Origin of the sequence: Gluconobacter sp. R75690 (assembly GCF_015244525.1) — a bacterium.
Classification (GTDB): Bacteria; Pseudomonadota; Alphaproteobacteria; order Acetobacterales; family Acetobacteraceae; genus Gluconobacter; species Gluconobacter potus.
The window spans coordinates 190714-203754 of record NZ_JABCQB010000005.1 but is presented as its reverse complement, the minus strand read 5'-3'; the positions used below and the strand labels follow the sequence as shown (position 1 = coordinate 203754).

Below are 13041 nucleotides of genomic sequence, written 5' to 3'. Positions count from 1 at the left end.
CATTGTTAGGCGTACGTTAACCTTTTTGCTCCACAATCAGCATTATCGACAGTTGGGTTTAGGGGTGAGTGCTCATGTGGGCAATGCAGGAAGGTTTTTCTAAAGAGAGTCGCCAAGATGACGATTCACTGAAAAACTGGAAAGAGAGCAGCCGGTGAAAGCGCTTCTAGCAAACCTCAAGCAGTTGGGACTGCCGCGTCTGGCTGCTCTTGGCGGCGTTGGCGTTGCTATGCTGGTCCTGCTCGGCGTGCTTGTCCTTCATGGAGTCAACGCCACAAACGGCCTGCTCTACCGTGATCTGGAAGCGCATGAAGCGGGTGAAATCGTAGAGCAGCTTGCAAAGGCCCACATCAAATATCGTCTTCAGGATCAGGGCAGCACGATTATGGTACCTGATGACGACGTTGCACGTGCCAGATTGCTTCTGGCTCAAAGTGGCCTGCCATCAGGTGGGTCTGTCGGATACGAGATATTCGACAAGGGCAACAGCTTTACGGCCACGCAATTCGAACAGACGATCAATGAAACCCGTGCACTCGAGGGCGAATTGGAACGTTCAATCCGTCTGATTCATGGCGTCCGGAATGCTAGAGTGCATCTTGTGCTGCGTCACAGGGAGCTTTTTTCAACAGATGAACAGAATGCTCAGGCGAGCGTCCTTCTTTCAATGGACGGTGGACGTCGGCTGGATGAAGAAAGCATTGCGGCAGTCGTTAACCTGGTTTCAGCAGCGGTCCCCGGGCTGGACGCCCACAATATCTCCCTGATCGATAATCGTGGTCATGTTCTTCTCAAGCAGGGAGAAGGAAACTCGAACGGCGGTCAGTCTGCGGAAGAGCAGCGGCAATTGATTGAACAGCGTATCGCGCGTGAAGTCGAGGATCTGCTGGGATCTTCACTGGGGCCGGGGCATGTGCGTGTAGAAGCCAATGTCACCATGAATAACGATCATGTTCGGGAAACCCAGGAAAATTATGATCCCGACCAGCAGGTTCTGAGGTCGCAACAGACCAAGACAGAAAAAAGCATCAATGCCCAAGGCTCTACCAACACGACGGTGGCAAATAATCTTCCGAACGCCAATGCGGGGCAGCAGCAGAATGGAAGTCAGAGCAACCGGCAAGAACAAACGAATAACTATGAGATAAGCAAGACAGTCCGGACCCTCGTTCAGGATCAGCCACGCATTGCCCGTATCAGTATGGCCGTCATGGTCGATGGTATCAGCCAGTCTGATGGAAAAGACCATGCGTCATGGCAGCCGCGCAATCAGGAAGAACTTGGTCGGCTAACCGCGTTGACCAAAAGTGCTGTTGGCTTCGATCAGAGTAGGGGTGACGTAGTTACCGTGATGTCCATGAAGTTTACGGATATGGACATGGAAATGAAGCCAGAGCCTTCCGGCTGGAGCAAGTTTTTCACCCATTCAAATCAGATGGAGGCGATAAGGTTTGGATTATTCGCAGCCTGCCTGGCGATGGTTCTGTTCTTTGTCGTGCGCCCATTACTCCGGCCGATTGGAGAGTCCAGCTCTGGGAAATTGCTCAATTTTGCCACTTCTGAAGCCCGTACCCCAAGTGCCGATCTTTCTTCGCAAGGCGCTGTTTATCTGCCCGACAGTCAATCCGAGAGAGCAAGAACTCCTATGCTCGAGGCGGCTTATGTGAATGCTGAACCGGTTGATGAAGAAACAGTCTCTGTCAGTGGAGTACAGGGACGAATTAGAGCCTCTTCCGTTCAGAAAGTTGTAGATCTCGTGGAAACTCATCCATCTGAAAGTATTGCTTTGGTAAGAGGATGGTTGATTCCTTCTCAGGAAGGAGCGGGAGGATGATGGATATGGAAAAGAATATCTCCGGCGTACAAAAAGCGGCCATTCTGATGATGGCCTTGGGCGAGGAAAACTGTTCTCGTTTGTTCGAGCAGATGCATGAAGAAGAAATTAGAGAAATTTCATCTGCAATGGCTCAGTTGGGTATTGTTTCGTCAAATACCGTCGAAAAAGTATGCCATGAATTTAGCCAGGGTTTAGGGTCTGCTGAAGGTGTAGTCGGAGATCTGGAAAGTACGGAAAAGCTTCTCAAAAATGCTCTTCCCGCCAATCGGGCTGCAGCAATCATGGAGGAAATCCGTGGGCCTGCCGGGCGTACGATGTGGGATAAGCTCGGTAATGTATCAGAGACAGTTCTCGCGAATTATTTGAAAAACGAATACCCACAGACTGTTGCCGTTATATTAAGTCGGATCAAACCTTCTCATGCGGCTAAAGTTCTGGCGCTTTTCCCGGAAGAATTTTCATTAGATATCATGATGAGAATGCTTAAAACGGAAACAATACAGAAAAACGTTCTTCAAAGCGTTGAAAAGACACTGAGATCGGAATTTGTGTCAAATATTCCGCGCGGAATAAACCGGAATAGCCATGAGGTTCTGGCTGACATATTTAACAATTTTGATAGGCGCATTGAAGGTAGATTTATGACTGCTCTGGAAGAGCGGAGTCAGGATGATGCCGAACAGATCAAAAGTCTTATGTTTACATTCGAAGAGCTCGTCAATCTTTCCAGTGAGAGTTTGATAGTATTGCTGAACCAGATACCTCGGGAAAGCCTGCCGCTGGCCCTTAAAGGTGCAAGCGATAAATTGAGACAGGCGTTTCTTGCTTCCATGTCGGAGCGTGCAGGTCGTATTCTTATGGATGAAATTGAAGATTTGGGTCCTGTGCGAGTAAAAGATGTTGATACTGCACAGAACCAAATTCTTATTATTGCGAAAGATCTTGTAGACCGAGGCGAAATTGATCTGATTGATCAAGAACAGCCTGGAAATGAGATGATTGTCTGATGGTCCACAATTTCTCAGGAGGCAATAATGCTTCTGGAATTCTCTACGCGGAGGACTTCGATAGGGTCTTGCCGGGCAATGTAGAGAAAAATGACGATATACCGCCGCCCATCGAGAACGAAAACACTAATACGCTATCTGATGAACTTTTAGAAGAATCTTATCAAAGGGGACTGCAGGAAGGAAAATTATCAGGAAAGGAATTATTTGATAATGAAAAAATAAGCATAGAGAATTTTTATAAAAATGAAATAAAAAAAGAAATATATAGAATATCTGATAGTATAAAAAACATAGAGAAGGATATTTCTAAGCAGGCTACGTCTTTTTTTCTGAAAATGCTTATGAATCTGTTTCCGGAGCTTTTGATGCAGTATGGAATGGAAGAGGCAAAGCGAACGATCGAAAAAAATAATTTATTCATAAAAGATAAATTGCAGCTGGAATTAACTTGTTCTCAAGAACTTTCTGAAAAAATAGAAGGGTATTTTAGAGAATCTAAACAAAAAACAATAAATATTATTGTGGATGAAGCGAAGAAAGGAGGGGATTTCAAGGTTTCTTGGGATACAGGTCTGTTTGTTCGGAATGCGGATAAAGTTGTTTCTGAAATAACGTCAGAAATTCTCTCGCTCTCTCATGAAAAGTAGGAGGAAAAAATGCTGGATAAAAATGATTTCAGTATAGAAAAAGAACAGTTTTCAAAAGAAGAAATTTCAGGCGGTAAAACGCCTAATGATTTGCAGGCTATTTATGACATTCCTGTTACAGTAAGCGCAGTATTAGGGATGGCTACAATGCCGATAAACCAATTATTGAAGCTGGGGCGGGGAGCTGTGGTGGAGTTGGACCGGAAGATTGGAGATCCAATCGATATTCTTGTCAATAATCGCTTAATTGCAAGAGGTGAGGTGGTCATGGTGGATGAGACGCGTTTAGGCGTCACCATGACTGAAATTGTAAAGTCAGAAAATTAAAAACCATCTCAGAAGAAAAATGAATAATATAAAGAAAAGTTTCTCTTCCGAGATGGGAAGGATTTTTTCATCAAATAATATTCCTCAGAGCGTACTCGCTTTAAAAAAGTGGGTTCCTGGCTCGGATATTGGGCTTGCTCTCTCTGTTTCGGCACTGTTGTCGATACTGGTTTTGCCTCTTCCGACGTTTGTTTTAGACGTCGGATTATCGCTGTCGGTTACGTTATCCATCTTGGTTCTGATGGTTGCGTTATTTTTAAATAAGCCGCTTGATTTCACATCTTTTCCTACACTCCTTCTACTAACAACCCTGCTGAGGCTTTCGCTTGAGGTAGCAACTACGCGCTTGATTCTGAGTCACGGATACGAAGGTACCTATGCTGCGGGCCATGTTGTCGCGGCTTTTGGTGGCTTCTTGATGGGCGGAGACGTAGTTATCGGGGCTATTTTGTTCTCGATACTTCTGGTTGTTAACTTTATGGTTATTACCAAAGGCTCGGGACGTATTGCCGAGGTTGCGGCTAGGTTTTCTCTGGATTCCATGCCGGGAAAACAAATGGCAATTGATGCTGAACTATCCTCAGGCGCTATTACTGATTCTGTCGCACGTAAAAAACGTAGAGAACTTGAAGAGGAAAGTGGTTTCTATGGCGCGATGGATGGTGCTGCCAAATTCGTGCGTGGAGACGCGATTGCTAGTCTGATCATAACCGCTATCAATATTGTAGGCGGATTAACTATAGGTGTTGTTCGCCACGGTATGCAGATAGCAGATGCAGCTACCTCGTTTACGACGTTGACAATAGGTGATGGTCTTGTTTCGCAAATCCCTGCCCTGTTGGTTTCTACGGCTTCAGGTATTGTCGTAACAAAGGGTGGGACTGAAGGCGGAGCTGACGTTGCTCTTGTTCGTCAATTGGGTGGCAATTCTAAACCGCTTGCCTTGGCTTCCGGCTCGGCAGTGGTTTTGGCATTAATCCCAGGTCTGCCGACATTTCCCTTTTTGTTTCTAGCAGTTTTGGCTGGGGGAGCGGCTTGGATAAGATACCGGACTCCCGTGGTTGGTACGGATAATGATGGAGATTCTGTTGTAGTTCCCGAAAGTCCTGTTCCCGCAGAAGTTCCAATTTCGGAAAGCCTGAAGGTTGATCTATTGAGACTGGAATTGGGCTTTAATCTGTTGGCGATCGCAAGCGGTGAGGGGACGCGTTTAACAGAAAAAATAAAAATACTTCGTCGAACAATTGCAAGCGATATGGGTTTCGTCCTTCCACCTGTTCGTATCCAAGATAATCTGCTTTTACCGCCTGATTCTTATTCAGTTTCTATTAAGGAGATAGAGGTCGGTCAGGGTGAAGTCAGGCTGAATAAGTTTTTAGCGATGGATCCACGGGGGGGAGAGCCAAATATCGAGGGAGAAAAAACCAAAGAACCCGCTTTTGGCTTGCCTGCATTGTGGATAGATCAAAATCTGCGGGAAAATGCCATTGTTCAGGGGTACACGGTTGTTGATCCTGCAAGTGTAATCATCACGCATTTAACCGAATTGGTTAAAGATAATATGCCAGACCTTCTTTCTTATTCGGAGACGCAAAAACTGCTGGATGAGATGCCTAGAGAGCAGCAGAAATTGGTCATAGATCTGGTTCCCTCTCAGATTTCAGTTAGTGTAATACAAAGAACTCTGCAGTCCCTTCTTGAAGAACGGGTATCAATCCGTGATCTGGTTAGTATTCTAGAGGCTTTGCAGGAGGGATGTAGCCAAGGATTAAAAACTGTTGCAGCGTTAGTTTCTCATGTTCGGACCAGACTGGCTCGTCAAATCAGTGCATCAGTCATTGGTCCTCAGGGATATATTCCAATTGTGACCCTCAGTCCTGACTGGGAGATGTTTATTTTGGATCATTTGTCTAATTCGGGCGAAGAAAAACAGATTAATTTTTCTCCGTCAAAAATGAATGAGTTCGTGTCTCGCGTTAAATTCTGTCTTGATAGTGCCTCCAAGCAAGGGGAGGTGCCAGTAATATTGGTTTCGAGAAATATCCGACTTCCCATCAGGCGCATAATAGAACGTATACAGCCTTCTATAAGCGTTTTAGCACAAGAGGAAATTTCGCCGCGCGTCAAAATACGTACTATTGGGTCAATATAATAATTTCATTATATTTTTGATAGTCGATTTGAGTTGTTTGACCGCTGGCTGTGGATGTCAGAAGGTGGCGAGCGAGGGATTTTCTCGAAATGCGAAATCTTACCGGCCCGGCCTGATGGACGAATGAGTGGCGGCCATTCTTTCAAGTTTCTGATATGGATAATACGGTCGCTTCAACGTGCCAGTACGATACAATATTTCCTTTCTTCAGGCTCCACTGAATGTCTGTTATCGATCCAATTTTGAGATGGGCAGAGATTTCTGATGCTATTGTTGGCTCTGAAAAATAATGCTTCCTCAAGCCGTTCATCTGCTAAGGAGACCGGCAATAGGGAAAATGATCTCTGCTGATTTCAGGCTGATGCGATTTTTTATGAAAATTCATTTTGTTGCCTCTTCAACGGACAGCGCCCAGGCGGCACTGGCCCGACTTTCACAGAAATACGGAGATGTGCGGCTTCACGAGGCGGATGTTGTTGTCTGTCTGGGGGGGGACGGTTTCATGCTCGAGGCCCTGCACAAGGTTCTGGATAAAAGCATTGCTATTTACGGCATGAATTATGGGACGGTTGGGTTCTTGATGAATGCTGCCGATGAGGGAGACCTTTTACAGCGTCTCGAAAATGCCCAGCCGTCGGTTCTCCACCCGCTGCACATGACTGCCACGACAGTGGCCGGGAAAGTCAAAAGCGCACTGGCATTCAATGATGTGTTTCTTTTCCGTCAGACGCGGCAGACGTCCCGTATCCGGATAGAAATAGATGGCCGGTTGCGTCTTGAGGAACTGATCTGCGACGGAATAATCGTTTCCACGCCGGCCGGATCAACAGCTTATAACCTGTCCGCTCATGGACCTATTGTGCCTTTGAGCGCCAATATTCTTCCTCTTACACCGATTTCCGCTTTTCGGCCCCGGCGTTGGCGGGGCGCCCTGCTGCCGTCGAGCGCAGTCGTAAAACTGACACTGCTTGATACTGAGAAGAGGGCAACAGCAGCAGTAGCAGATTTTACGGAAATCCGTGATGTGGCCGAGGTTGTTGTCCGGGAAGACCGTTCCCGGAAAGCCACGATCCTGTTCGATCCCGATCACGGTCTTTCAGAGCGGATCATTGCCGAACAGTTCGTGGCATAGGTCTTAGATGACGGGTGTCAGCAGGGTTTTATCGGTGAAATAGGCAATCAGGTTGTCTACGACCAGATTAGCCATAGCCGTTCTGGTTTCGATGGTGGCCGACGCCTGATGGGCCTGCAGAACGGTGTTTGGCAGGCTTAGAAAAGCCGGGTTGATATTCGGCTCGTTCTGGAAAACGTCGAGTCCGGCGCCAGCGATGCGTTTCTCCTGCAAGGCGCTCAGAAGTGCGGCTTCGTCCACCACTGTTCCACGGGCGATATTGACCAGGAAACCGTCCTTGCCCAGAGCATCCAGGATGTCTCTATCGATCATGTTGGCGGACCGTGGGCCGCCTGAGACCGCTAGGATCAGGACGTCGCACCAGGTTGCCAGGGCCTTCAGATCAGGTTCGAAGTAGCAATTGCTTTCAGGCCGGGCGTGTGAGTTGAAGTAGGCCACCTCCATACCGAACGCCGAGACGCGTTTGGCAATCGCCTGGCCAATATGTCCAAATCCTGCGATGCCCACTTTTTTCCGTGTCAGGCTTCGTCCGAGGGGAGGCGTGGCGGACGGCCATTTTCCAGCACGAACGAAGGCATCGTTCGTTACGATGCCCCGCATTACTGCCATCATCAGCGCAACGGCCATGTCGGCCACGTCGTCCGTCAGAGTGTTCTGGGTTGTGGCGACCCCGATGTTGCGGCGTCTTGCCTCATCCAGATTGATGCGGTCCGTACCCACACCATTGACGGAAATGACTTCAAGATTGGGCAGGGCGTCCATGATTTCGGAAGGAACCCCGGACCCGCCACCTGTCGTGATCCCGCGGATGGCAGGAGCAATGTTCTTCAGATTTTCCAGCGATGTGTAGGGGTGGAGTGTAAACGATTTCTCCAGCCTTTCCTTCATGACCGGCACGAGGGGATCAATCGTCAGAATGTCAGGTTTGGATGACATGAAACTCTCCATTTCTGTTCCGCTCAAGCTAGAAGCTTCAGGGGCGGGGACCAAGAACTGTTCTGGCAAGGGCGGCACAAGCGGCCTCGACGTCCTCCCATGTCGTGACGAACCCTTCATCCGGCCCGTAATAGGGGTCGATGACGTCCTGTCCGGTACGGGCGGGAATATGGTCCAGCATCAGGGAAAGGCGCGCTTTTGAGTGGTGAGGGCGCATCTGCCTGAGGATGGCGAGATGGGAACGGTCCATCGCAATGATGTAGTCAAAGCGATCGAAGTCTTTTTCGGTGACCAGGCGTGCCCGAAGCGGTGAGGCATCCAGACCCTGTCGGGACGCGACGACACGCGCACGGGGGTCAGGAGCCTCGCCGAGATTCCAGCGTCCGGTTGCCGCAGAGTCGATATCGAGGGTCAGTCCGCGAAGGCTGGCTTCGCGGCGCATGGCCAGTTCGGCCAGAGGTGAGCGGCAGATATTGCCCGTACACACGAAAAGAAAACTGGTCATGCACCTGTCAGCCAAATGAAAAATGCCATCGTGAAGATTGAACTTAACGTTCCAAAGAACAGAACGGATGCAATTTCACGTTCCAGCACATGATAGCGCATGGCAAGGATGACGTTGATCGACGCACTGGGGATCGCCATCGTCAGGACGCTCTCCTGAAGGGCAGGCAGGGGAAGGTGCCACAGACGGGCCAGCGCATAGATGATTCCGGGAATAATGACATTCCGGACGCTGACAATCACGCCGACCAGAGGGCTGAATTTCACCTGACGCGTAAATAGCACCACGCCCGATGCGAACAGCGCCGCGCCACCTGTCGTGCGGCCGAGCAGCTGAAGTGAGCCCTTCAGAAACTGTGGCAGGAAGGCGCCGGCACTGACCAGAACAAGCGCCATCATCGGAACCCAGACGACCGGCTCCCGGCAGGAATGCATCAGATGCCCGAAAAGCTCACGGAGTTCGTTCCGGGTTTCCCCTTCAGTCTCGACCCGATGGCGGGTGCCGCGGTCATGTCCCATCAGGATCAGGGTGGTGGGAAGCTGCACCAGATTCATGGCCAGGGACGCGATCGAAATCGGCACCGAACTGGCCGGCCCGAAGATCTGTCCCAGGACAGGAATACCGATGAAGGGAACGGAGGGGCCCGTGATGGTCATTGCGATCAGGGCCGCTTCGCCCAGGCGGCGTTTGAGCAGTACGCGCAGAATGGCGAAGATCAGGCCGTAACCGCCGATCATGGCCAGCAGGATCAGAGCTGCCACCGGCCCCGCTGCCAGAACCTGGTTGCGGGGCGTACTGAGGATGGATGCCAGCAGTTCCAGTGGAAGCGCGTAGAGCATGACCAGACGTGTCAGAACACCAGCCTGCTGGGCATCGAAATCTTTTCGGTATGCCGCGAAATATCCAAATCCCAGCGTCACGAGAATCGGGAGAATGGACTGAACGATCGTCAGCAGCAGGGCAGGCGAATTCGTCATAGATGATCCATGTGAGAAAATCCGGTCAGGAAAAGATCACCTTTCGTAACGGTCGCTCCAACATTCGTCTATCCCCATGGCAGATGACAGTTGACCGGAGCCACGGAGAATGGCTTTGTGGAGTGATCTTGTCCTCTTTCAATCGGTGCCAGATCACGTGATGCAATCCATACTCGATACGTTGTGGGGTCTGATCCTCGGACTGCTGGGCGTGGTTGTGGCCGGTGTGGCGATCACCGAGGTCATGGCCCGCACCGTCCTGGCCAGTCTCGGGATACAGGGCAACTCACAGACGGTGCTGCTGTTCCTGCTTCTGGGAGCGCTGATCGTGGCGTCGTTCAGGATTTTCGGACGGCTGTTTGCCGTGCTGCTGGTCGCGGCTTTTTCCGTCTATTTCATGCATGTCGTCTTCGGGTTCCTGAGCGACGCGCTCATCCCGGTTCAGACATCGGGCGGGACGACCGATGTCTGAACCCTGTCAGGACTGACAGATCAGCTTTCCGGCACCTGGATCAGCGCGATCAGCGTTGCAACGATCTCAGGATCAGCAAGGGTGGACAGGTCGCCAAATCCTTCGGTCTCTCCGCAGGCAATCTTGCGAAGCAGGCGGCGAACGCTTTTCCCCGAGCGGGTCTTGGGAAGGTCCGGCACGACATGGACGCGTTCCGGCGCCGCATAGCGGCCCACTTTTGATGTGATGGCCTTCGCCGCCCGGATGTGAAGATCTTCGGGCGCGTTATCGCGTGGGACGACATAGACGACGATTCCCTGTCCCTTGAGGTCATGCGGAACGCCAATCGCTGCACTTTCCGCAATGGCCAGTTCAGTCGCCAGAGCGTCTTCGATCTCGGCAGAGCCGATCCGGTGACCGGAGACGTTGATCACGTCGTCAACGCGTCCAGTGATCCAGTAATACCCGTCTTCGTCACGCCGCGCGCCGTCACCCGTGAAATAGTAGCCGGGATAGGGCTGAAGATAGGTGCGCTCGAAAAGGGCAGCATCATTCCAGATCGTGAGCGCCCGGCCGGGCCAGGATCCCCTGAGGCAGAGCACACCCTCCGTTGCGCCTTCTTTCGGAGCGCCGCGTTCATCCAGAAGAACCGGATGGACACCGGGCAGGGGGAGCGTGGCGGAAGCCGGCTTCTCCCGGACGGCGCCCGGAACGGGCGAAATCATGATCCCGCCGCTTTCGGTCTGCCACCAGGTATCGACGAAAGCGCAGCGCCCGCCACCGACATGGTCATTGAACCAGGACCAGGCTTCCTGGCTGATAGGCTCGCCGACAGTCCCCAGAACGCGCAGGGAGGAGAGGTCATGACGCTGCACAACCTCATCGCCTTCGCGCATGAGAGCGCGGATTGCGGTAGGAGACGTATAGAACGTCGTGACTTTGTGGTCCTGAATGACGCTCCACCAGCGGCCCGGTCCTGGATAGGACGGCATGCCTTCGAACAGCAGAATCGTTCCGCCGTTCAGCAGGGGGCCGTAAACGCCATAGGTATGCCCGGTGATCCAGCCGATATCGGCGGTGCACCAGAAGATGTCGCCTTCCTGATGATCGAAAACCAGTTCATGGGTGTAGGACGCCCAGACCAGATAGCCGCCGGTGCCATGCACGATCCCCTTGGGCTTTCCGGTGCTGCCCGATGTGTACAGCAGGAACAGCGGGGCTGAGGCCGGCATGTCCTGCGCAGCGCAGTCGGCCGATGCCTCATCCAGAAGGGGTGTCAGCCACAGGTCCCGTCCCGCCGTCAGATCAACCTCGTCCTGCGTCACGCTCACGACCAGAACATGCCTGACGGCCAGAGCTTCCGGACGGAGGTCCAGAGCGGCGTCCAGCGTCGTCTTGAACGGGATTCGCTTGGGACCACGGCGTCCCATATTGGCAGTAATGACCAGCACTGCGCCACTGTCAGCCAGTCGGTCGGCAATCGCTTCCGGAGAGAACCCGCCGAAAAGAACCACATGGATGGCTCCGATCCGCGCGCAGGCAAGCATGGCGATCAGGCCTTCCGGCACGGACGGTAGGTGAATGGCAACCCGGTCCCCGGTCTGCACGCCCTGTTCACGCAGCACGTTCGCCATGCGGCAGACGCGCTCGTGGAGCGTCCGGTAGGTGAAGGTCACAACCCGGTCGGCCTCTTCGGCTTGCCAGACAAGGGCGTTCTGATCGCCGCGCGTCTCAAGATGCCGGTCCAGGCAGTTGACGCTCGCATTGAGCACCCCATCCGGAAACCAGCCGCGTTCGGTGCAATGGGCCTGACTGGGCGTGGTGCTCCAGTTCAGCCGTGTGCTCTCACGCTCCCAGTAATGTTCAGGCGCGACAGTGGCCTGCTCCACCAGATGGCCATAGTCCGCCGGAGTCAGGCGGAATGTATGAGGTTGGGAGGAAAGAGACATGGACCTGAAACCTTACGCACGAAAGACGAACGCCATATAGCGGGCGCATCGTTATATTTGGCTTGCAGGATCGGAAATAGAGGAAAATTACTCATCCCCATTCCTGCCCGAATGGTTCAGGCCTTCCTGACGGTGCACAGAGAGGCGATGTGCCGCCTGCACAACGCCATGTCGGGGGATGCGCTCTGCTTGCAGGCCAGTTCGAACGCCTGCGTTTCCCGGGCCGCCGCTGCCAGTGCCGCAAGAGGCCACCGGTCAAGCGCCTGATTGAAAGCCGCCGTCCGCTTGAAGAATACGGGGGGCCTGAGCGTCTTCATGGACTCGGCCCGCCCCTGACCATCCTGCACGCCCTGCGCAACCTTCTGAAGTCGCACCAGAACGCCCAGAACGGTCCGCGCAACGGCTACGGGGTTGGCACCATCGGCCAGCGCCCGTTCAAGAGCCTGATCGGCCATCATGCGGTTTCCGCACAGCGCGGAAAAAGCGGCGTCTTCCAAAGAATTGCCGCCCGCATCGCCGACACAGTCCTGAACGGCCTGTAGATCGAGACGGCCATTTTCGCCCGCATACAGAACAAGTTTTTCGATTTCGCCCCGCACGCCACTGCGGTCGGAGCCAAGCACGCCCATCAGCCAGCTCAGGGCATCGCGGTCGATCGTCACACCGGCCTGACCGAGAGCATCCGTCACGGTCTGGGAGAGGGCGCGTCCTTCTTCGGGATAACAGGCGATGGACGCGACCTGCTTGTGGGCTTCGGCGAGCGCACGCAGTTTCGAGCGCGCCGTAATTCCCGGAGCCTCGATAACGATCAGCGTTTCCGTGTCGGTTTCAAGCACCCGCTTGAACAGAGGGGCCAGACTGTCCTGACCCTCACGCACCCAGACCACCCGTCGCCCGCCGATCAGGGAAAGCGCCGTGGCCTCTTCTTCAAGCCGGTCCTGCGTTTCCCGATCCAGCTGAGCCACCTGGAACGGATCATCCGTCGTCCCGGCCACCAGCCTGACCGCCTGCGCGGCACGCTCACGAATAAGACCCGTATCTTCGCCATGAAGCACGATGGCCCGCCAAGACCCGGCATCGGCCAGTGTCCGACTGATGCTTCGTGCGTCGATCTTCAC

12 protein-coding genes are annotated in these 13041 nt (G+C 52.7%); 7 read left to right on the top strand and 5 right to left on the bottom strand.

Annotated features, from left to right (window positions below):
• The first annotated feature begins 154 nt into the window (after positions 1–154).
• The 6 genes from fliF (at position 155) to HKD27_RS08155 (ending at position 7105) form a co-directional block, all read left to right on the top strand.
• A complete protein-coding gene (gene fliF, locus HKD27_RS08180; protein WP_194689122.1) occupies positions 155–1834 on the top strand; it encodes a flagellar basal-body MS-ring/collar protein FliF in 1680 nt (559 codons plus the stop codon).
• Positions 1831–2844 (top strand): flagellar motor switch protein FliG, encoded by a 1014-nt coding sequence (locus HKD27_RS08175; protein ID WP_194689121.1) that lies wholly within the window; start codon positions 1831–1833, stop codon positions 2842–2844. Before fliF ends, HKD27_RS08175 begins: the two co-directional genes overlap by 4 nt.
• Positions 2844–3494, top strand: a complete 651-nt coding sequence (locus HKD27_RS08170; protein ID WP_194689120.1) for a hypothetical protein — start codon at positions 2844–2846, stop codon at positions 3492–3494. Before HKD27_RS08175 ends, HKD27_RS08170 begins: the two co-directional genes overlap by 1 nt.
• Positions 3495–3503: 9 nt before the next feature.
• The gene (gene fliN / locus HKD27_RS08165) at positions 3504–3821 is read left to right on the top strand and encodes a flagellar motor switch protein FliN (protein ID WP_194689119.1); all 318 of its coding nucleotides are present in this window, start codon (positions 3504–3506) and stop codon (positions 3819–3821) included.
• Positions 3822–3873: 52 nt separating this feature from the next.
• Positions 3874–5973 carry a flagellar biosynthesis protein FlhA gene (flhA, locus tag HKD27_RS08160; RefSeq protein ID WP_194689201.1) on the top strand — a complete coding sequence of 700 codons (2100 nt, stop codon included), beginning with the start codon at positions 3874–3876 and terminating at the stop codon, positions 5971–5973.
• 373 nt (positions 5974–6346) lie between these two features.
• The gene (locus HKD27_RS08155; protein WP_062496143.1) at positions 6347–7105 is read left to right on the top strand and encodes an NAD kinase; all 759 of its coding nucleotides are present in this window, start codon (positions 6347–6349) and stop codon (positions 7103–7105) included.
• Between the two features lie 3 nt (positions 7106–7108).
• Here HKD27_RS08155 and HKD27_RS08150 read toward each other — a convergent pair whose 3' ends face one another.
• From HKD27_RS08150 to HKD27_RS08140, 3 genes are read right to left on the bottom strand one after another with little or no spacing between them, the layout of a single operon-like run.
• The gene (locus HKD27_RS08150) at positions 7109–8041 is read right to left on the bottom strand and encodes a 2-hydroxyacid dehydrogenase (protein ID WP_194689118.1); all 933 of its coding nucleotides are present in this window, start codon (positions 8039–8041) and stop codon (positions 7109–7111) included.
• 37 nt (positions 8042–8078) lie between these two features.
• On the bottom strand, positions 8079–8546 hold the full coding sequence (locus tag HKD27_RS08145; protein WP_194689117.1) for a low molecular weight protein-tyrosine-phosphatase: 468 nt from the start codon (positions 8544–8546) through the stop codon (positions 8079–8081).
• Positions 8543–9523, bottom strand: coding sequence for an AEC family transporter (locus HKD27_RS08140; protein WP_062496058.1), 981 nt, complete (start codon positions 9521–9523; stop codon positions 8543–8545). The genes HKD27_RS08145 and HKD27_RS08140 overlap by 4 nt, the downstream gene beginning before the upstream one ends.
• A gap of 160 nt (positions 9524–9683) precedes the next feature.
• Here HKD27_RS08140 and HKD27_RS08135 point away from each other — a divergent pair, with 160 nt between their 5' ends.
• Positions 9684–9995, top strand: coding sequence for a hypothetical protein (locus tag HKD27_RS08135; protein WP_062496060.1), 312 nt, complete (start codon positions 9684–9686; stop codon positions 9993–9995).
• A 20-nt stretch (positions 9996–10015) separates the two neighbouring features.
• On the opposite strand, the gene acs is transcribed toward HKD27_RS08135, so the two are convergent.
• A complete protein-coding gene (acs, locus tag HKD27_RS08130; protein WP_194689116.1) occupies positions 10016–11923 on the bottom strand; it encodes an acetate--CoA ligase in 1908 nt (635 codons plus the stop codon).
• 116 nt (positions 11924–12039) lie between these two features.
• A complete protein-coding gene (gene holA / locus HKD27_RS08125) occupies positions 12040–13041 on the bottom strand; it encodes a DNA polymerase III subunit delta (protein WP_194263630.1) in 1002 nt (333 codons plus the stop codon).